Origin of the sequence: Streptomyces plumbidurans (assembly GCF_019857225.1) — a bacterium.
Taxonomy (GTDB): Bacteria; Actinomycetota; Actinomycetes; order Streptomycetales; family Streptomycetaceae; genus Streptomyces; species Streptomyces plumbidurans.
On record NZ_JAFJSY010000006.1, the window covers coordinates 60,454 to 79,513 of the forward strand.

A 19,060-nucleotide genomic window follows, 5' to 3' on the forward strand; every position below is an offset into this window, starting at 1 on the left:
GACGGGCGAACACCATGACCACCACATCCGCCGCACATTGCGACCGGCCACAATGGGTCGCACGAGCCCGAGGAGTGACGACACGATGGCCAAGTACCTGCTGCTGAAGCACTATCGGGGCGCCCCGGCCTCGGTCAACGACGTGCCGATGGACCAGTGGACACCGGAGGAGATCGCGGCGCACGCGCAGTACATGGACGACTTCGCGGCACGGCTGGAGAAGAGCGGGGAGTACGTCGAGGGCCGGGCGCTGACCCCCGAGGGGACCTTCGTCCGCTACGACGGCGAGGGGCGCCCGCCCGTCACCGACGGTCCGTTCGCCGAGACCAAGGACCTCATCGCCGGCTGGATGGTGATCGACGTCGACAGCTACGAGCGCGCCCTCGAACTGGCCGCGGAGCTGTCCGCCGCCCCCGGCGCGGGCGGCAAGCCCGTCCAGGAGTGGCTCGAGGTGCGCCCGTTCATGGCCGAGCACTGCACCACGACGGAGTGACCCCTTCGATGGACGAGGCCCTGCTCAGGAGCCTCACGCCCAGCGTGCTCGCCGTCCTCGTCCGCCGCGGAGCGGATTTCGCCGCTGCCGAGGACGCCGTACAGGAAGCCCTGGTCGAGGCGGTCCGCCGCTGGCCGGACGATCCGCCCCGGGACGCGAAGGGCTGGCTGGTCACCGTGGCCTGGCGCAAGTTCGTCGACGCGACCCGGGCGGACGCCGCACGCCGGCGCCGTGAGGGCCGCGTCGAAGAGGAACCGGCGCCCGGACCCGCGCCCTCGGTGGACGACACGCTCCAGCTCTACTTCCTCTGCGCCCACCCCTCGCTCACGCCGTCGTCCGCGGTCGCGCTCACCCTGCGCGCCGTCGGCGGGCTCACCACCCGGCAGATCGCCGAGGCCTACCTCGTCCCCGAGGCCACCATGGCGCAGCGCATCAGCCGGGCCAAACGCACCGTCTCCGGCGTGCGCTTCGACCGGCCCGGCGACGTCGCCACCGTGCTGCGCGTGCTGTACCTGGTCTTCAACGAGGGCTACTCCGGCGACATCGACCTCGCCGCCGAGGCCATCCGGCTCACCCGGCAGCTCGCCGCCGCGATCGACCACCCCGAGGTCGCCGGGCTGCTCGCCCTCATGCTGCTCCACCACGCCCGCCGGGCCGCCCGGACCGCGCCGGACGGCAGCCTGGTCCCGCTCGCCGAGCAGGACCGCGGTCGCTGGGACACCAAGGCGATCGGGGAGGGCATCGACATTCTGCAGAAGGCACTGGCCCGCGACCGGCTCGGTGAGTACCAGGCCCAGGCCGCCATCGCCGCCCTGCACGCCGACGCGCCCACCACCGCGGAGACGGACTGGGCGCAGATCGTCGAGTGGTACGACGAGCTCGCGGCCCTGGTCGACAGCCCGGTCGTGCTCCTCAACCGCGCGGTCGCGATCGGCGAGGCCCACGGCCCACGCGCCGGCCTCGCGGCACTCGCGGAACTGAACGACTCACTGCCCCGCCACACCGCCGTTGCGGCCTACCTCCACGAACGCGACGGCGACCTGGAAAAGGCTGCCGCACTCTACGCCGAGGCTGCCCACAAGTCCTCCAATCTCCCCGAACGGGCCCACCTGACCCGCCAGGCCGCCCGCCTCAACGCCGGGCGACGCGCCTGACAGGTGGTGCATCTCCTACCCTCAGGTCGGGCATCTCCCGCCCGTCAGGTCGTGCATCTCCCACCCGTCAGGCGAGAACGCGACCGAGGAAGTCGCGGATGTGCCCGGTGATGGTCGCGAGGTGGCTCTCCAGGGCGAAATGGCCGGAGTCGATCAGATGGATCTCGGCGTCGGGCAGGTCCTGGCGGAACGCCTCCGCACCGGCGGGGCCGAAGATCTCGTCGCCCGCTCCCCAGACCGCCAGCAGCGGGACCCGGGAGTCGCGGAAGTACTGGTGGAGCCGCGGGTAGAGGTCCACGTTGGTGGGGTAGTCCCGGAACAGCTTGAGCTGGATCTCGTCGTTGCCGGGGCGGTCCAGCAACGCCTGGTCGTGGAGCCAGTTGTCCGGGCTGACCAGACTGGGGTCGGCGACGCCGTTCACGTACTGCCAGCGGGTGCTCTGCAGGGTCAGGGCACCGCGCATGGCGGCCTCGGTGTCCGGTCCGGGGTTCGTCGTGTAGGCGAAGACGCCGGCCCAGAAGGTCTTGACGAAGCCCTCCTCGTAGCCGTTGCCGTTCTGCGTGATGATCGCCGTGATGCGCTCCGGGTCCTGGACGGCGAGCCGCCAACCGATGGGAGCGCCGTAGTCCTGCACGTACATCGCGAACCGTCCGACGCCCAGCTGCTCGAGCAGCCCGGCGGTGACCTCGGTGAGCGCGTCGAAGCTGTACGGGAACTCCCGCACCCCCGGCATCGCCGACTGCCCGAAACCGATGTGGTCGGGAGCGATCACGTGGTAGCGGTCGGCGAGGGCCGGGATCAGGTGCCGGAACATGTGCGAGCTGGTCGGAAAGCCGTGCAGCAGTACGAGCGCGGGGGCCTGGGGGTCGCCGGCTTCCCGGTAGAAGACGTCGAGTCCGTTGACGGTGACCGTGCGGTGGTGGACGGAGGAGATCATCGCGCCTAACCCTTCAAATTTGAGTGAGTGGCTATGCGTTCAGTGCAGCACCTTTCGCCTAACCTGTCAATGCGATATTAGAGGTTATGTCTCAAGGCGCCCGCATCCCGTCTGTGCGTACGAGTGAGTGCTCACTCATTGACTGAGTGAGCACTCACTCGTACGCTGGCCGCATGACGACACATGATGAAACCCAGCAGGGCACCCCACAGAAGTCCCGGCGCCGCGCCCCCGCCATGGAGCCCGACGAGCGTCGGCAGATGATCGTCGCCGCCGCTCTGCCGCTTGTCGCGGAGGCGGGTGCCAAGGTCACCACCGGTCAGGTCGCGCGCGCCGCGGGGATCGCGGAGGGGACGATCTTCCGTGTCTTCGCCGACAAGGACGAACTGCTCGACGCGGTGATGGCCGAGGCGATGCGCCACGATCACGCTGTACGGGAGATCTCCTCGATCTCGCTCGACCAGCCGCTGGCCCACCGCCTGGCCGAGGCCGCCGACGCGCTCGGCGCCCATCTGGGGCGGATGGGCGCGGTCGCGGGAGCCCTGCACGAGTCCGGGCACCGGCGGCAGCGGAGCGATGAGGGAAAGAGGCCGCCCGCCGGAGCCCGGGAGGCCTCGATGGCGGCGATCCGCGAGGCGCTCGCGGAGTTGTTCGCACCGGAGGCGGGGCAGTTGCGGATCTCCGGTGATCAGGCCGCCGCGCTCTTCCTCGGCCTGCTCTTCCACCGCCCGCAGCAGCTGGGCGCCGTCGCGCTCGACACCTCCGAACTGGTCGCCGTCTTCCTGCACGGAGCGCTCGCGGAGGAGGGCGCGAGGTGAGCGCGCGGCCCGCACTGCCCGACGACCTGTTCTGGGACGAGATGTACCGCAGCCGAGACCGGGTGTTCTCCGGGGCGCCCAACGCGGTGCTCGTCCGCGAGATCACCGGCCTGCCCGTCGGGCGTGCGCTCGACGTGGGATGCGGCGAGGGCGCGGACGCGCTGTGGCTGGCGCGACACGGCTGGCAGGTCACCGCGGTCGACATCTCCGAGACGGCCCTGCGCCGCGCCGCCGCCGACACGGCCGGCCTCACGGACCGCGTGGCGTGGAGACACGCCGACCTGACCGTCGCGCCGCCCGCACCCGGCGCCTTCGACCTGGTGTCCGTCCAGTACTTCCCGCTCCGGCGAACGCCGGAACATACGGTGTTGCGCGGCCTGTTGGATGCCGTCGCCCCCGGCGGCACACTGCTCTTCGCCACCCATGACCTCGCCGACCTGACCCCGGACCCGGAGCAGGGCTTCGACCCCGACGACTACTACCGGACCGACGACCTCGCCGCGTTCCTCGACCGCGACTGGACCGTCGTCGTCAGCGAAACCCGTCCGCGAGGCGGCCCCGCGCCCGCCGGCACCCACCACACCCACGACTCCGTACTGCGAGCGCGACGCGGACCCTCGTGATGCGATCAATGCGATCAATGCGATCAATGAGGTCAATGCAGTCGGTCAGACGTCCAGTCAGTCCCCGGAGCCGTCGTTCGCCGCGAGCACGATCTGGGTCTGCGTGGTCTGCCCCACGAGCCGGTCTCTGTCGTCGCGCAGGTCGGTCTGTACGACGACCAGGGTGAAGCCGACGTGCAGGGTGCGGGCCGTGGCGTGGACGCGTCCGGAGGTCACTCCCCGCAGGAAGTTGGTCTTGGACTCGATTGTGGAAGTCCCGGCGCCCGGCGGGAGGTTGAGATAGGCGCAGACGGCGCCGACGGAGTCGGCCAGCGCCATCAGGGCTCCGCCGTGCAGGACTCCGCCCGCGGTGCAGGCCTCGGGGGACCAGGCCAGGCTGCCCACGACCCGGTCGGGGCGTGCCTCGTGGAGTTCGATGCCCAGGCGTGCCGCGAAGGGCATGGCCGCGAGGAGGGCGGCGGGGCCGGGGGACGTCGACTCTGAAGGTGGCATGGTGTGCTGCCTTTCGCGAGGGCGGGGACGCGGTGCCGGGCGCGCGCTGATGATCGTGCGCGGTGTCAACGGCAGTGTGGCAGCAGGTGTACGGCACTCGGGGGCAACTGCGCGTTCTCGTCCGTCCGTCGCCACGACAACGTGGTGCGGCGCACGCGTGCCGGGTCACTCGGCGGGCAGCGTCGGCTGGATGCGGCGTACGAACGTCGCGTTGTCCGGGGTGTTGCGCAGGCGTTCCAGCAGGGTCTCCGTGCCGGTCTGGCCGTCCCGGGTCTGCAGGGCGCGCCGCAAGCCGCGTACGGCGGTCAACTCGGCCGGGGGCAGGAGCAGTTCCTCGCGGCGGGTGCCGGAGGGGGTGATGTCGACGGAGGGGAAGACGCGGCGCGCGGCGAGTTCGCGGTCGAGGCGCAGCTCCATGTTGCCGGTGCTCTTCAGCTCCTCGAAGTAGTAGTCGTCGGCGCGTGAGCCGGTCTCGACCAGCGCGGTGGCGAGGATGGTGAGCGATCCGCCCTCCTCGGCCAGCCGTGCGGCGCCGAAGAACCGCTTCGGCCCGAGCAGCGCCGCCGCGTCGACGCCACCGGTCAGGGTGCGGCCACCGGATGCGGCCGCGTTGTTGTGGGCCCGGCACAGCCGGGTCAGTGAGTCGAGCAGGATCACGACGTCCTCGCCGGCCTCGACGTGCCGCTTGGCCCGTTCGATGACCAGCTCGGCCAGGGCGATGTGCTGCTTGGCGGCCTGGTCGAAGGTCGAGGCGTACACCTCGCCGCGCACGGAGCGCCGCATGTCGGTGACTTCCTCGGGGCGCTCGTCGAGCAGCAGCACCATCAGACGGGCCTCGGGGTGGTTGCCGGCGACGGCGGCCGCGATCTGCTGCAGCACAATCGTCTTGCCGGTCTTGGGCGGGGCCACGAGCAGTCCGCGCTGGCCCTTGCCGACGGGTGCGATCAGATCGACGACGCGCCCGGTCAGGCCGGCCGCAGGGTGTTCCAGGCGGAGCCGCTCGCGCGGGTGCAGCGGCGTGAGATCGCGGAAGTGGGGGCGGCCGCGCAGTGCGTCGGGCGTGCGCCCGTCGACCCGTGCGACCTCGGTCAGGGCGCGCCGGGCGTCGCGTACGCCTTCGACCAGGTCGCCCTTGCGCAGGCCGTGACGGCGGATCAGCGCGGGGGAGACGGCAGGGTCGGACGGCGAGGGCAGGAGGCCCTCGGCGCGCAGGTGCCCCTTTCCGTTCGCGTCGATGTCGAGGACACCGGTGACGGCCTCGGTCCGGGGCTCTTGCTTGACAGGGGGGTGTTCGAGAGTGGTGGTCATGGTGGTCGGTCCTTTCGAGGACGGATGGCATGGAACATGCGAAGGGAGGGGAACGCCGCGGAGGGAAGGCGGACAGAGCACGCTTTCTGCGGCAGGAACAGCACCTCGGATACGGCAGAACCGCTGGTCACGAGGCGGTGCTGGGAAGCCGGTGAGCCGACCGGGAAACGGTGGGCGATACGGCGAACTGAGATGAGATCCGCACCGGCGCCCTCAAAGGGGGCGTACACAAGTGCTGGTAGGACCGTACCACAACGGGTACGGCGTCAAACCGATCGGCGGGTTCCGAGGGTTCGGCGTCGGCGGGTTCCGTGGGTTCAGCGGGTTCAGCGGGAGGCGAGGAGGCCGTAGAGCAGCGGGATGCGCGGCTGCGGCAGGCGCCACCAACCGGACGGGGTCCGCACCATCTGCGGCCAGCGCGGCCAGGGCAGCTCGTCGCTCTCCCGCAGACTCCGGATGGTCAGTCCTGCTCCGATCAACGCGTTGACGACGTCGCTTATTCCGTGCATCCACTCGTAACTGTCGGTGGCGCCCTCGACGGCCGGACCGTCGGTGTAGGTGTGCGTCGCGTCGCGGTGCACCGCGACCTCGCCGGCCAGGTAGTCGTGCCGCAGCAGCAGATCGGGTCCCTCGCCCGGGCCCGGCTTGGGGCCCAGCGAGTTGAGCAGCGGGTGGAACTCCACGATGTACAACCGGCCGCCGGGGCGCAGGAGCCGGGCGACCACGGACGCCCAGCGGTCCAGGTCGGGCAGGTAGCACAGGGCGCCCTTGCCGGTGTACACGATGTCGAACTGCCGCCCCTGCAGGGCCTGTTCGGCGTCGTAGACGTTCGCCCGTACGTACTCGACGTCCAGGCCCGCCTTCGCCGCGATGTCCCGGGCGGCGGTCGTCGACGCCTCCGAGAAGTCGAGTCCCGTGGCCCGGGCGCCGCGGCGGGCGAGGGCGAGGGTCTCGGTGCCCAGATGGCACTGCAGATGCAGCACGTCGCGTCCGGCCAGTTCGCCGAGGTCGTCCCACTCGAATGAGGCGAACCAGCGGGCCGGGTCCAGGTCCTGGTCGAGGCCGTAGAACTGGCTGGCGAGATGGACCGGGGTGCGCGCGTCCCAGTTCGCCTGGTTGGCCCGCATGAACCGCGCGTGCTCGTCGTTCATAACCCCATCCAACCCCGAATCCGCGCCGCATGGTGGGAAGAGACAGAGGCCGGGGTCGCGGACCCCGGCCTCTTCAGGTGTGCCTGACGGTGAAGTGTCCGGTCAGCAGTACAGGTTGCCGCCGGGGCTGACGCCCAGGATCGAGGTGAAGCGCTGGTAGGCGTCGACGCGGCTCTGCACCTGCGCGGGGTTCTTGCCGTCGCACTCCAGCGAGCCGTTGATGCTCCGGATCGTCTGGCCGAAGCCCGCGCCGTTGACCATGGCGTTGTGCGGGGTCATGGAGCCGGGGCCGGACTGGGTGTTCCAGTACCACAGGCCCGTCTTCCACGCGACCGCCGAGTCGTTCTGCACCAGCCAGGGGTTGTCGAGCAGGTCGATGCCCAACGCGTCGCCCGCCGCCTTGTAGTTGAAGTTCCACGACAGCTGTATGGGGCCGCGTCCGTAGTAGGCGGCCTGTCCGGCCGGGCAGCCGTAGGGCTGGCTCCAGTCGCAGTACGTGGGGTAGTTGGCGGTGTTCTGCTCGACCACGTAGACCAGACCGCCGGTCTCATGGCTGACGTTGGCGAGGAAGGCGGCCGCCTCCTGCTTCTTGACCGTGTCGCTGCCGGTGTTGGCGAAGCCGGGGTAGGCGCTGAGCGCGGCGGTCAGGCCGCTGTAGCTGTAGAAGGAATTCCGGTTCGGGAACATCTGGTTGAACTGCGACTCGCTCACCACGAAGCCCGAGGGGGTGCCTCCGCCGTCGCTCGCGGGTGCGTTCCACTTCTGGTTGGCGCCGCCCGTGCAGGTCCAGATCTGCAGCCGGGTGCCGTTGGCGCTGTTGTTGTCGCGCACGTCCAGACACTTGTTCGCGGCCGGATTCACGATGTCGTGGGCGCCGGAGACCACCCACTGCTGGTTGGGACCGCCGTTGCAGTCCCACAGCTGGACGGCCGCGCCGTCGGCGGTGCTGCGGTCGACGACGTCGAGGCACTTGCCGAGCGCGCGCAGGGTGCCGTCGCCGGGGTTGGACCAGTTCTGGGCGCCGGTCCCGTTGCAGTCGTAGAGCTGGACGGCGGTCCCGTTGGCGCTGTTCGCGCCCGCCACGTCGACGCACTTTCCGGCCAGCCCCGTGATCTGGCCGGAAGCCGCCGAAGCGGGTGTGACGCTCACCAGCGCGGTGAGCAGGGCTGCGAGAACGGCCACGAACGCGAGCCGGTCGAGGGCGGTGCGTCTGAGGCGGAAGGCGGTGAATCGGGGGGTGGGCATGGTGGACCTCGCTTCTCGTCGGCGCTGCCGAAAGTGAGGGTGCTGTGTATTGGTCCAGACCATGGCAGGAGAGCGGAAGGGCGTCAATACTTAAGGAAAGGGCTGAAGTTAATGGCCGAAACCCTGGGTCTCATGACGAGACTGGCTAGGGTGAGGTCATGAAACGGACGTCCTTCTCGAACTGGCCGTGCTCCATCGCGACGACCATGGACCTGCTGGGCGACGCCTGGACGCCCCTGGTGCTGCGGGAGGCCTTCTACGGGATCCACCGCTTCGACGCGTTCCAGCGGGAGTTGGGCATCGCGCGCAACACGCTCACCGAACGGCTGCGCCGGCTCGTCGACGAAGGGCTGCTGGAGAAGCGCCCCTATCAGGACGAACCCCGGCGCTATGACTACGTGTTGACCGAGAAGGGGCGGGATTTTTTCGGCGTGCTCGCCACGCTGTCCCGCTGGGGCGACCGCTGGCTGGCGGGGGAGGAGGGCGCCCCGGTCGTCTTCCACCACGACACCTGCGGCCACGACACCCATGCCGAGGTCGTCTGCGCCCGCTGCCGCGAGCCGCTGCGCGCCGAGGACACCTCCATGCGGATGGGGCCCGGCTACCCGGAGCGCCTGAAGCAACGACCGGACGTACGACGCCGCTTCGGCCTCACGTGAGGCTCCTTGACAGGGTTAGTCTCATCACGCAACTCTGAAGGTCAGGCCCCTTGAGGTCAGACCGTTCGACGGCGAGGAGGTAGCCCGACGTGAAATGGACCGGCGCACGGTACACGGACACACCCACCGTCGAGGTGCGGACCTGGATCGATGCCCCGCCCGAGCGGGTGTGGGCCCTGGTCTCGGACATCTCCCTGATGCCGGACATGAGCCGCGAACTCCAGTCGGTCGCCTGGCTCGACGGCGCCACCGGGCCCGCGGTCGGCGCCCGCTTCCTCGGCCACAGCAAGCACGACGCGCTCGGTGAATGGTCGACCACCTCCTACGTCGTCGAGTACGAACCGGGCCGCCGCTTCGCCTGGGCGGTGCAGGACCCCGCCGACCCGTCGGCCGTCTGGCGCTTCCGGCTCCACGCCGGCGACGGCGGCACCGATCTGTCGCAGTGGATGCAGATGGGCCCCGGCCGCTCCGGACTGTGCGAGGCCATCGACCGCATGCCGGACAAGGAACAGAAGATCGTGTTCGTACGGCTGCGGGAGCTGGAGCAGAACATGACCGCAACCCTCAAGGAGATCAAGAAGCGGGCGGAGGCCGGCTGATGCGCACCGCGACCACGGTCGAGGCGTCCGCGGGCGAACACTGGTCCCAGACCGCCGACTTCGTCGTGGAGGCCGAGAAGCTGGGCCTCGACATCTGCTGGGTCGCCGAGGCCTGGGGCTCCGACGCGCCCTCCGCCCTCGGCTACTACGCGGCGCGCACCGACCGGATGCTGCTGGGCTCCGGCGTCATCCAGGTCGGCACCCGCACCCCGGTGGCCGTCGCCCAGACCGCGATCACCCTCTCCAACCTCTCCGGCGGCCGCTTCCTGCTGGGCCTCGGCGCATCCGGTCCGCAGGTGATGGAGGGGCTGCACGGCGTGCCCTTCGCCCACCCCCTCGCCCGTGTGCGGGAGACCGTGGAGATCGTGCACCGCGTGCTCGACGGCGGCAAACTCTCGTATGAGGGAACGCAGTTCACTATCCCGCTGCCCGGCGACGCCGTCCCGATGCGGCTGTCGGCGCGGGCCGAGCACCCCGTGCCCGTCTACCTCGCCGCCCTGTCACCGGCCATGCTGCGGCTGACCGGTGCGGTCGCCGACGGCTGGCTCGGGACCAGCTTCGTGCCCGAGGGCGCTGCGGGCGCCTACTTCGCCCACCTCGACGAAGGACTCGCCGGGGCCGGGCGCAGCCGCAAGGATCTGGACGTCTGCCAGGGCGCCGAGGTCGCCTTCGCCGCCGACGAGGACGCACTCGCCGCGATGGTCGCCGGCCGCAAGAAGGAGCTGGCCTTCAGCCTCGGCGGCATGGGATCCGCCTCGACCAACTTCTACAACAGCGCCTACAGCCGCCAGGGTTGGGCCGAGGTGGCCGCCGAGGTCCGCGAGCGCTGGCAGGCGGGCGACCGGGACGGCGCGGCCGCGCTCGTGACCGACGAGATGGTCCTCGGTACGACACTGATCGGCACCGAGCCCATGGTGCGGGAGCGGCTGCGGGTGTGGCGCGACGCCGGCGTGGACACCGTACGGCTGTATCCGGCGGGGGAGAGCCTTGAGGACCGGCTCGCCACGCTGGGTCGGGCCATCGAACTCGTACGGGAGACCGGCAGCGCGTCGTAGGGACGTCCTGAGGATCTGTCCGGCAGAGTGTCGATTCGGTCGGCCCCCGTTCGTCGGTGGGGCGTAGGAAGCTCATGACGACCGGGAGGACCCCATGAAGTACATGCTGCTCGTCTGCGGCGACGACACCGCCGATGCCTCGGGCATGGCACCCGTCGAACCCTGGGTGGAGGAGCTCGGCGAGCGGGGCGCACGGCTGCACGGCCACCGGCTCGCCCTGCCCTCCGAGGCGGTCACCGTGCGTGTCCGCGGAGGTGAAGTCCTGCGCACCGACGGGCCGTTCGCGGAGACCAAGGAGTACGTCGCCGGATTCGACATCCTGGAGTGCGACAGCCTGGAGGAGGCCGTCGAGGCCGCCGCCCGGCACCCCGTCGCCACCATCGGTGCCATGGAGGTGCGCCCCTTCTGGCCGATGTGGGAGGGAGAGGACGCCGAGACCGCCCTCCGCGCCCTCGACGCGGAACTCACCGAGGCCTTCCAGAACCGCGACGTGGACCGCGCGCTGGCCTGCTACGCACCGGACGCGGACGTCATCCACAGCACGGACGGCCACGAGCGCCAAGGCATGGACGCCCACCGCGCGGCGCTGCGGGACCTGTTCACGTCGGTCACCGGCCCGGTCACGCGCGAGGTGCTGGACCTGCGCGTCGAGGTCGACGAGAGCGTCGGGTTCGCCCGCTGCCGTGTCCGGGTGACCGCCGAGCGCCCCGACGGCACCCCGATCGACCACACGATGCGGGTGACCACCGGCTACCGCGACATCGGGCTGCGCCGGGTGATCACCCACGAGCACGCCGTGACCCTGAAGGAGGCGTGATGAAGTACGCCCTGCTGTTCTGCACCCCGGTGGGAGCCGAGGAGCGGAGCCCGGCGGAGCACGCCGCCGACCCGCGCTTCGCCGCGTACTTCGACGAGGTACGGGCGGGCCGGGTCACCGGCGGGGCACGGCTGCGGCCGGCGAGCGACGCCACCACCGTGCGGGTGCGGGGCGACGAAGTCCTGCTCAGCGACGGGCCGTTCGCGGAGACGAAGGAGTATCTCGCCGGGATCTCCTTCATCGACGTCGCCGACCTCGACGAGGCGATCGCCCTGGCCGCCAGGCATCCGGCCGCCCTCGACGGCGGCTCGGTCGAGGTGCGGCCGGTCTGGGAGTGAGCGCCACGGACGACGTCGAGAAGGCCGTCGCCGCCGCCTTCCGCGAGGAGTGGGGCCAGGTCGTCGCCACCCTGATCCGGGTGACCGGCGACTGGGACCTCGCCGAGGAGAGCGCGCAGGACGCCTTCGCCCAGGCCCTGGACCGGTGGCGGCGCGACGGCATCCCGCGCCGCCCCGGCGCCTGGCTGACCACGACCGCCCGCCACCGCGCTCTCGACGTACTGCGCCGGGAGGCGGTGGGTGCGGCCAAACTGCGGGAGGCGGCCGTGCTGGCGCGCGACGAGGGACCGTACGACCCGGAGTACGACGGCGAGGACAGCGGTGTCCAGGACGACCGGCTGCGGTTGATCTTCACCTGCTGCCATCCCGCCCTGCCCATCGAGGCCCGCGTCGCGCTCACCCTGCGCACCCTCGCGGGCCTGACCACACCGGAGATCGCCCGCGCCTTCATCGTCCCCGAGGCGACGATGGCGCAGCGCCTGGTGCGCGCCAAGAAGAAGATCCGCAACGCCGGCATCCCCTACCGGGTGCCGCCCGCGCACCTGCTGCCCGAACGCACCACCGGCGTGCTCGGCGTGCTCTACCTGCTCTTCAACGAGGGGTATGCCGCCTCGTCCGGTGCCGATCTCGTACGCACCGACCTGTGCGCCGAGGCGATCCGGCTCGCGCGCCTGCTGGCCCGGTTGATGCCGGACGAGCCCGAGACACTCGGGCTGCTCGCTCTTCTGCTGCTGCACGACGCGCGCCGGCACACGCGCGTGGACGCGGCCGGTGAACTGGTGACCCTGGAGGACCAGGACCGCAGCGCCTGGGACCGCGCCGAGATCGACGAGGGCACCGCACTGCTGGAGACCGCCCTGCGCCGCGGCCGCCCCGGCGCCTACCAGATCCAGGCCGCCATCGCCGCCTGCCACACCACCGCCACGACGGCCGAGGACACCGACTGGGCCGACATCGCCGCGCTCTACGGCGAGTTGAGCCGCTTCGTGCCCTCGGCCGTCGTCCGCCTCAACCGCGCGGTCGCCGTCGGCATGTCCGAGGGCGCCGACGCGGGGCTGGCCCTGGTGGCGGACCTGGAGCGGGAAGGCGACCTGACCGGGTACCACCTGCTGCCCGCCACCCGCGCCGACCTGCTGCGCCGCAGCGGACGTACGCGGGAGGCGGCCGAGGCGTACGAGCGGGCGCTGGAGCTGGTGGAGAACGACGCGGAACGGAGATTTCTGCAGAAGCGGCTCGCGGAGTGTCGATCCGCCTAGGACCCGTTCGTCGGTGGGGTGAAAGCACCCCACGACACCGGAGGCTCCGATGACCACCCACCGGCCCACCCGCCGCACCACCCGGCTTCGCAAGGCCCTCGCCGCGCTCCTGCGCGAACCCCGCAGCCCCGGCGACCCCGACGGCACACCGGACGTATGGCTGGCCGCCCTGCGCCTGGGAGGCTGACCGTGCCCACCACCGACACCCGCCGCTGGTACGCCCTGGCCCTGCTCTGCGTCGCCGGGTTCATGGTGATCCTCGACGCGCAGATCGTGCTCCTCGCCCTGCCGTCGATCGCGGACGGGCTCGGCCTGTCCGCCGACGGCGCCCAGTGGGTGATGAGCGCCTACCTGCTGAGCTTCGGCGGACTGCTGCTCCTCGGCGGCCGCACGGCCGACCTGCTGGGCCGCCGCCGCGTGTTCATGACCGGGACGCTCCTGTTCGGACTGTCCTCACTGCTGTGCGGACTGGCCTGGACGCCCGGCGTACTCGTCGCGGCCCGCGCCGTCCAGGGCGTCTCGGCCGCGATCATGGCGCCCAGCGCGCTCTCCCTGCTGGTGAGCACCTTCGACGAGGGCCGCGAGCGCAACAAGGCCCTCGCCGTCTGGTCCGGCAGCGGCGGCTTCGGCGCCACCGCCGCCCTCCTGATCGGCGGCCCCCTCACCGGCACCCTCGGCTGGCAGTGGGTCTTCTTCCTCAACGTCCCCGTCGCCGCACTCCTGTTGGCGCTGACCCCGCTCCTGCTGCGCGAGAGCCGCACCGACGCGCGCGCCCGCTCCTTCGACCCGGCCGGTGCGCTCACCGCCACCGCCGCGCTCGTCGCCTGCGTCTACGCCGTCGTCGAGGCACCCGGCGCCGGATGGCTGTCCGCGCGCACGACGGGCCTGCTCGCCGCGTCCGTACTGCTCGCTGTGGTGTTCGTCCGCATCGAGTCGCGCGCCGCGGCCCCGCTCGTGCCGTTGCGCCTGCTGCGCGCCCGGACGGTGAGCGGCGGCAACCTGGTCGTCTTCCTGCTCGGCGCGAGCGCCTTCGGGATGTCGTACACGCTGTCCCAGTACGGCCAGGGCGTCCTCGGCTACTCGCCGCTGCGCTTCGGGCTGTGCAACGTCGTGATGCCGGCCGGGGCGGTCGTCGGCTCCTACGGCGGACAGGCCCTGGTCACCCGGCTCGGCGCCCGCCGGATCGCCGCGGGCGGCCTCGCGCTGGTCGGCGCGGGCAGCGCCCTGCTGGCCGGGGTCCCGGTCGACGGGAGCTTCGCCCGCGACCTCCTCCCCGGACTGCTGCTCTTCGGCCCGGGCCTCGGCGCCTGCGCGGTGGCCGGTGCCATCGCCGCCCTGACCGGCCTACGGGAACAGGACTCCGGCGTCGCCTCCGGCATCAACACCGCGGCCTTCCAGATCGGCGGGGCCTTCGGCGTCGCCGTCGTCACGTCCGTCGCCCTCACCTGGACCGACGGGCCGGACCGGCTCGCCGCCCTGACCGGCGGATACCGCGCCGCGTTCCTCGCGTGCGCCGCCCTCGCGACCTCCGGGCTGGCCTGCGCCCTGCTCCTGCTGCGCCGGGGCAGCACACCGGACAGCCAGGAAGACCGCTCGCCCGTGGCGGCCCGTCTCAGGACGCGTTGACGGACCGCGCCTGCGCCTCCTTGACGATGTCCTCGAACCGCGCCCCCATCTCCGCCGCCAGGGCCTGCGCGCCCGACAACGGCCGCACCATGACCATGAGTTCGCTGATCAGGCCGTCCTCGTTCAGCCGGATGAAGTCGCAGCCCGTCAGCTCGCGGCCGCCCACCCGGGCGGTGAACACCAGGGCGTGGTCGCGGCCGTCGGGCCCGGCGAGTTCACGGTCGTACCGGAAGTCCTGGAACACCTTCGCGACCGCGCGCAGGATCGCCGCGGTGATCGCCTTGCCCGGATACGGCTTGAAGACCACCGGACTGGTGAAGACGACGTCCTCGGCCAGCAGCGCCTCGACGGCCTCCATGTCCCCGGCCTCGACCGCCTCGCGGAACGCTCGCATCGCGCCACCTCATAATCAATTTGTTGAGTAGGTGAGTATGAGAGTAATCAGCGGCCGCCAAGGTGTCCACTACGCTGACGTGGATGTTCAGCCCCGAGGGCCCCAGCCTGCGCGAGCTCGCCGTCCAGGCACTGTCGTCCGTCGAGCACGGCTACGACCTGCTCGCCCCGAAGTTCGACCACACCCCCTTCCGCACCCCCGCATCCGTGCTCGACGCGGTCGCCTCCGCACTCGCCCGCACCGGCCCCTTCGACGCCGGGCTCGACCTGTGCTGCGGCACCGGCGCGGGCGTCGACGTGCTCGCCGGTGTCTGCCGGCGCAGCGTCACGGGGATCGACTTCAGCGCGGGCATGCTCGCCGAGGCCGAGCGGCCAGTACGGCCGCCGAAGCCGACGGTCTCCTGGGTCCGCGGGGACGTCCGCGCGCTCCCGTTCGCCCCCGGCACCTTCGATCTGGCCGTCAGCTTCGGGGCGTTCGGGCACTTCCTGCCCGAGGAGCTGCCTGACCTGTTCGCGCAGGTCCACTCCGTGCTCCGGGCGGGCGGCCGCTTCGCCTTCCCGGTGCTCGCCCCGCCCCGGCCCACGTCCCCGGCGTACTGGATGCTGCTCGGCTTCGACGCGGTCATGCGCGTGCGCAACGCCGTGTGGCGGCCCCCGTTCGTCATGTACTACCGCGCCTTCCGCCTCGGGGACGTACGCCGTGAACTGGAGCGGGCCGGGTTCCGTGTGGAGCTTCAGGCGCTGGAAGAGTTCGGGCGGCGGGGGGACGGGAGTTCGCGGGCGCGGATGATCGTGGCTGTGAAGGAGACGGTGGGCTGACTGCTCGGCGCCCGGCCGATCAGACGCCGGACGCGCCGGACACACCGGAGATGTCGGGGCCCCCGGGTCCGTCCGAACCCCCAGGTCTGTCCGAACCCCCTGGCCCCTCTGGCCCGTTGGCTTCATCAGACCCGTTGGCTCCATCAGCCCCATACGACCCGTCAGAACCATCGGCCCCGTGACCCGCCCCGCCCAACGCCCACGTCACCGCCTCGTCGGAGCCCAGCTCCCGTCCCGCGTCCACTGCCTCGGCGAAGCGGGCGTCGCCGAGGGAGGCGCGCAGGCGGCGTTCGTACTCACGGTGGAAGACCGTCCGGTCCGGGCGGCCGAGTTGCGGCAGGCCCGCCGTCAACCACAGGCGTCTGCTGACGCCCAGCAGACGGGCTGCGAGCTCGTCCTCGCCCTGCGCGGCCCGCGCGACCACCAGGAGGTCGGCGACCGCGGCGGCGCCGATCCGGTCGTGCACCCGCCACTTGGCCGCCAGCGCCTCGCGCGCGGAGCGCACCGCCTCGTCCGGGTGGCCCAGACCGATCCCGGCGAGCGACACGAAGAAGTCACCCCAGGCCCGCATCCACAGCTCCCCGCGCTTGGCGCACTCGGCGCGCAGCCGCTCGGCGACCGCCGCGCACCGCTCGAACGCGGCCTGGCTCGCCAGCAGATACGCCTGTACGGCGAGGGTCAGCAGCTGGAAGAACTCGGCGCCGCCGTCGCCGGACGGCGCCTGGCGCACACTGCCGTACAGCACCGCCGAGCGCGCCGACTCGCCCCGTACGGCCAGGCTGGCTCCGGTCAGCGGCAGCGCGGGCACCGGCAGTCGGCGTTCCTCGGCGAGCCACACGTAGGCGGCGCTCACCGACTCGGCGGCCTCCAGGTCGTCCGGGACGACGGTGACCAGCCGGTGGGCCCACACGGCCAGGGTGTGCTCGGGTCCGCCGTCCTCGGGGGCGCGCCGCAGCGCCCGTTCCAGGTAGGTGCGGCCCTCCTCGGCGAACCCGCAGGCGAACCAGAAGAACCAGAGCGAGCCGGTGAGTTCCAGCGCCGTCTCGGGCTCGGCGGCGGTCAGGCACTGCTCGATCGCCAGCCGCAGATTGGCGTGCTCCGCCGTCAGCCGTTCGGACCACATGCGCTGGCCAGGTCCGAGCCACTCCGCCTCGCCCTGGCGGGCGATCCATCGGAAGTAGTCCCGGTGGCGCAGCCGGACCGCCTCCTGCTCACCCAGCCCGGCCAGCCACTCGGCGCCGAACGAGCGGACCGTGTCGAGCATCCGGTAGCGCACCGCCGCGCCTTCACCGTCCATCGTGACAATGGACTTCTCGGTGAGGGAGGCGAGCAGACCGAGGATCTGCTCCGGGTCCAACGGGCCGCCGTGGCACACGAATTCGGCCGCCTCCACGTCCCAGCCGCCCGCGAACACCGACAGGCGCGCCCACAGCAGCCGCTCCAGCGGGGTGCACAGTTCATGGCTCCAGCCGATCGCGGTGCGCAGCGTCTGGTGGCGGGCGAGGCGCGGTCGGGCGTGCGAGACGAGCAGGTCGAAGCGTGAGTCCAGGCCCTCCAGGAGCCGGTGCAGGGGAAAGCCGCGCAGCCGTACGGCGGCCAGCTCCAGGGCCAGCGGAATGCCGTCCAGGCGGGCGCAGATGGCGGCCACGTCGGCACGGTTGGCATCGGTGAGAGTGAACGACGGCACCGCCGCCACCGCTCGTGCGGTGAACAGCGCCACCGCGTCGTCGCGTTCGCCCAGCGGCAGCGGTGCCACGGTCAGCAGATGCTCGCCCGGCACCCCGAACTGCTGCCGGCTGGTGGCCAGAATCCGCAACTCCGCGACGTTGGCGAGAAGTTCCTGCACGACGCGCGCGCATTCGTCCAGCACATGCTCGCAGGTGTCCAGGACCAGCAGTACGGGTGCCCCGGCGAGATGTTCGCAGACCGCCTGCAGAAGGGGCCGCAGTGTCTGCTCGGTCAGCCGGGTCGCCTGGGCCACCGTGTTGGTCAGCAGGTCCGGATCACGCAGCTCCGACAGCTCCACCAGCCACACCCCGCCCGGGAAGGCGGCCTTGGCGGCGTGCGCGGACCGCAGGGCGAGGCGGGACTTGCCGACCCCGGCCGGCCCCGTCAGTGTCACCAGTCGCTCCGCCCCCAACAGCTCCGTGATCCGGGTGAGTTCGAGCCTGCGGCCGACAAAGACGTTCGCCTCGGCGGGAAGGTTGCCGATCCTGCCGCCCTGTACAGAGGCCGCCATCGTCCCCCCTCACCCGGAACCGATGGCGGACACGATAACCCCTCACGGCGAGCCTGTTTCGGGCGTAGCTTGGAAGCGGTCCGTCCACCGAGGGAGGTAGGGGGATGGCCGCCGTACCGCTCCGCAGGACCGTGGGTCAGATGCGTCAGGGAGACCACTTCCTCCTCGGCTACGACACGGACGAAGAGCGCGACACCGTTCTGGCGTCGTTCCTGCTCGACGGTCTCGCCAGCGGACAGCGGGGGCTCGTGCTGACCCCTGCCGACGTGCCGGGCCAGGTCGCTTTGTCGTTCCTGGAGGCGTACGGCTGCCGGGTCGACGAGGAACTCGCGCAGGGGCGGCTGTGCGTCGATCCGCATCTGGCGAACCCGCAGGGGCTGTGGGATCTGGACGAGGTGATCCGGCGTGAGGCGCGCCGCGCCGTCGGCGACGGCTTCCTCGGCCTGCGCGTCTGCGCGGAGAGCCTGCGCTCCCTGGCCGGCAAGGAGCTCAAGACGCTCCACGACAGCGAGTTGCTGCTCGACCCCGTGTTCTCCTCCCTGCCGGTCCTCGGCATCTGCCAGTACGACCGCAGGATCTTCACGGACACCGAACTCGCCCGGATCACCGCGCTGCACCACGGCCGGGTCGGCGCCGACGACGTCTGGCGCGACGAGATCCTCACCATCAGCCGTACGTTCTCGCCCCCCGGCCTGGCCCTGGCCGGGGAGGTCGACGACACCAACGTCACGGCCGTCGCCCGCGCCCTGCACGCCGAGACCGATCGGGCCAGGTCGCGCGCCGCGCCCCGCACCCATCTCGACCTGCGCGACCTGCGCTTCATCGACGTCGGGGCGCTGCGGCTGCTGGCGTTCACCGCGCTGGGCCTGTACACGGCGGGCGGCACCCTCGAACTGGCGGGAGTGGCCCCGCACGTGCAGCGGGTGATGCGGGTGACCGGCTGGGACCGGGTGCCCGGCCTGCACATGGAACCGGCGCGGGCGCGCGGACCGGAAGGGGCGGAGCTGTGACCTGCTCCCGTCCATCCCGCGGCTTCGC

21 protein-coding genes are annotated in these 19,060 nt (G+C 71.6%); 14 read left to right on the plus strand and 7 right to left on the minus strand.

Annotated features, from left to right (window positions below):
- Positions 1-85 precede the first annotated feature (85 nt).
- Both JYK17_RS04795 and JYK17_RS04800 read left to right on the plus strand, forming a co-directional pair.
- On the plus strand, positions 86-493 hold the full coding sequence (locus JYK17_RS04795) for a YciI family protein (protein ID WP_108012698.1): 408 nt from the start codon (positions 86-88) through the stop codon (positions 491-493).
- An 8-nt stretch (positions 494-501) separates the two neighbouring features.
- Complete coding sequence (locus JYK17_RS04800) at positions 502-1,647, plus strand: RNA polymerase sigma factor (RefSeq protein WP_222809825.1); 1,146 nt, start codon at positions 502-504, stop codon at positions 1,645-1,647.
- Positions 1,648-1,714: 67 nt separating this feature from the next.
- Here the strand turns inward: JYK17_RS04800 and JYK17_RS04805 are convergent, their stop codons facing one another.
- Positions 1,715-2,584, minus strand: coding sequence for an alpha/beta fold hydrolase (locus tag JYK17_RS04805; protein ID WP_222809826.1), 870 nt, complete (start codon positions 2,582-2,584; stop codon positions 1,715-1,717).
- Between the two features lie 173 nt (positions 2,585-2,757).
- On the opposite strand from JYK17_RS04805, the gene JYK17_RS04810 reads away from it, so the two are divergent.
- Together JYK17_RS04810 and JYK17_RS04815 are read left to right on the plus strand one after the other, a co-directional pair.
- Positions 2,758-3,402 (plus strand): TetR/AcrR family transcriptional regulator, encoded by a 645-nt coding sequence (locus JYK17_RS04810; protein WP_108012701.1) that lies wholly within the window; start codon positions 2,758-2,760, stop codon positions 3,400-3,402.
- Between the two features lie 41 nt (positions 3,403-3,443).
- The gene (locus JYK17_RS04815) at positions 3,444-4,025 is read left to right on the plus strand and encodes a class I SAM-dependent methyltransferase (protein WP_128804615.1); all 582 of its coding nucleotides are present in this window, start codon (positions 3,444-3,446) and stop codon (positions 4,023-4,025) included.
- Between the two features lie 57 nt (positions 4,026-4,082).
- Here JYK17_RS04815 and JYK17_RS04820 read toward each other — a convergent pair whose 3' ends face one another.
- The 4 genes from JYK17_RS04820 to JYK17_RS04835 all read right to left on the minus strand — a co-directional run bounded on the left by JYK17_RS04820 (position 4,083) and on the right by JYK17_RS04835 (position 8,221).
- Positions 4,083-4,517, minus strand: a complete 435-nt coding sequence (locus JYK17_RS04820; protein ID WP_108012702.1) for a PaaI family thioesterase — start codon at positions 4,515-4,517, stop codon at positions 4,083-4,085.
- A gap of 165 nt (positions 4,518-4,682) precedes the next feature.
- Complete coding sequence (gene rho, locus JYK17_RS04825; RefSeq protein WP_128803986.1) at positions 4,683-5,825, minus strand: transcription termination factor Rho; 1,143 nt, start codon at positions 5,823-5,825, stop codon at positions 4,683-4,685.
- 326 nt (positions 5,826-6,151) lie between these two features.
- Entirely contained in the window at positions 6,152-6,976 is an 825-nt protein-coding gene (locus JYK17_RS04830; RefSeq protein ID WP_128803987.1) for a class I SAM-dependent methyltransferase, read from the minus strand.
- A gap of 102 nt (positions 6,977-7,078) precedes the next feature.
- The gene (locus JYK17_RS04835) at positions 7,079-8,221 is read right to left on the minus strand and encodes a chitinase (protein WP_181362487.1); all 1,143 of its coding nucleotides are present in this window, start codon (positions 8,219-8,221) and stop codon (positions 7,079-7,081) included.
- 158 nt (positions 8,222-8,379) lie between these two features.
- Here JYK17_RS04835 and JYK17_RS04840 point away from each other — a divergent pair, with 158 nt between their 5' ends.
- The 8 genes from JYK17_RS04840 to JYK17_RS04875 all read left to right on the plus strand — a co-directional run bounded on the left by JYK17_RS04840 (position 8,380) and on the right by JYK17_RS04875 (position 14,571).
- A complete protein-coding gene (locus tag JYK17_RS04840; RefSeq protein WP_222809827.1) occupies positions 8,380-8,880 on the plus strand; it encodes a winged helix-turn-helix transcriptional regulator in 501 nt (166 codons plus the stop codon).
- An 89-nt stretch (positions 8,881-8,969) separates the two neighbouring features.
- Positions 8,970-9,479 carry an SRPBCC family protein gene (locus JYK17_RS04845; protein WP_108012706.1) on the plus strand — a complete coding sequence of 170 codons (510 nt, stop codon included), beginning with the start codon at positions 8,970-8,972 and terminating at the stop codon, positions 9,477-9,479.
- Positions 9,479-10,534: an LLM class flavin-dependent oxidoreductase gene (locus JYK17_RS04850; protein WP_108012707.1), complete on the plus strand. Its 1,056-nt coding sequence runs from the start codon at positions 9,479-9,481 to the stop codon at positions 10,532-10,534. Before JYK17_RS04845 ends, JYK17_RS04850 begins: the two co-directional genes overlap by 1 nt.
- 94 nt (positions 10,535-10,628) lie before the next feature.
- Positions 10,629-11,351, plus strand: a complete 723-nt coding sequence (locus JYK17_RS04855; protein WP_108012708.1) for a YciI family protein — start codon at positions 10,629-10,631, stop codon at positions 11,349-11,351.
- Positions 11,351-11,689: a YciI family protein gene (locus JYK17_RS04860; protein ID WP_128803991.1), complete on the plus strand. Its 339-nt coding sequence runs from the start codon at positions 11,351-11,353 to the stop codon at positions 11,687-11,689. Before JYK17_RS04855 ends, JYK17_RS04860 begins: the two co-directional genes overlap by 1 nt.
- Entirely contained in the window at positions 11,686-12,945 is a 1,260-nt protein-coding gene (locus JYK17_RS04865; RefSeq protein WP_222809828.1) for an RNA polymerase sigma factor, read from the plus strand. Before JYK17_RS04860 ends, JYK17_RS04865 begins: the two co-directional genes overlap by 4 nt.
- A gap of 49 nt (positions 12,946-12,994) precedes the next feature.
- On the plus strand, positions 12,995-13,132 hold the full coding sequence (locus JYK17_RS04870) for a hypothetical protein (protein ID WP_164932323.1): 138 nt from the start codon (positions 12,995-12,997) through the stop codon (positions 13,130-13,132).
- Between the two features lie 2 nt (positions 13,133-13,134).
- Positions 13,135-14,571, plus strand: a complete 1,437-nt coding sequence (locus tag JYK17_RS04875; RefSeq protein WP_222809829.1) for an MFS transporter — start codon at positions 13,135-13,137, stop codon at positions 14,569-14,571.
- Here the strand turns inward: JYK17_RS04875 and JYK17_RS04880 are convergent.
- The gene (locus JYK17_RS04880; protein ID WP_222809830.1) at positions 14,558-14,965 is read right to left on the minus strand and encodes a nuclear transport factor 2 family protein; all 408 of its coding nucleotides are present in this window, start codon (positions 14,963-14,965) and stop codon (positions 14,558-14,560) included. The genes JYK17_RS04875 and JYK17_RS04880 overlap by 14 nt on opposite strands.
- Positions 14,966-15,048: 83 nt before the next feature.
- Here JYK17_RS04880 and JYK17_RS04885 point away from each other — a divergent pair, with 83 nt between their 5' ends.
- Positions 15,049-15,783 (plus strand): class I SAM-dependent methyltransferase, encoded by a 735-nt coding sequence (locus JYK17_RS04885; RefSeq protein WP_222809831.1) that lies wholly within the window; start codon positions 15,049-15,051, stop codon positions 15,781-15,783.
- 19 nt (positions 15,784-15,802) lie between these two features.
- Here JYK17_RS04885 and JYK17_RS04890 read toward each other — a convergent pair whose 3' ends face one another.
- A complete protein-coding gene (locus JYK17_RS04890) occupies positions 15,803-18,022 on the minus strand; it encodes an ATP-binding protein (protein WP_222809832.1) in 2,220 nt (739 codons plus the stop codon).
- A gap of 140 nt (positions 18,023-18,162) precedes the next feature.
- Here JYK17_RS04890 and JYK17_RS04895 point away from each other — a divergent pair, with 140 nt between their 5' ends.
- Positions 18,163-19,032: an MEDS domain-containing protein gene (locus JYK17_RS04895; RefSeq protein WP_164932324.1), complete on the plus strand. Its 870-nt coding sequence runs from the start codon at positions 18,163-18,165 to the stop codon at positions 19,030-19,032.
- The last annotated feature ends 28 nt before the right edge of the window (positions 19,033-19,060 follow it).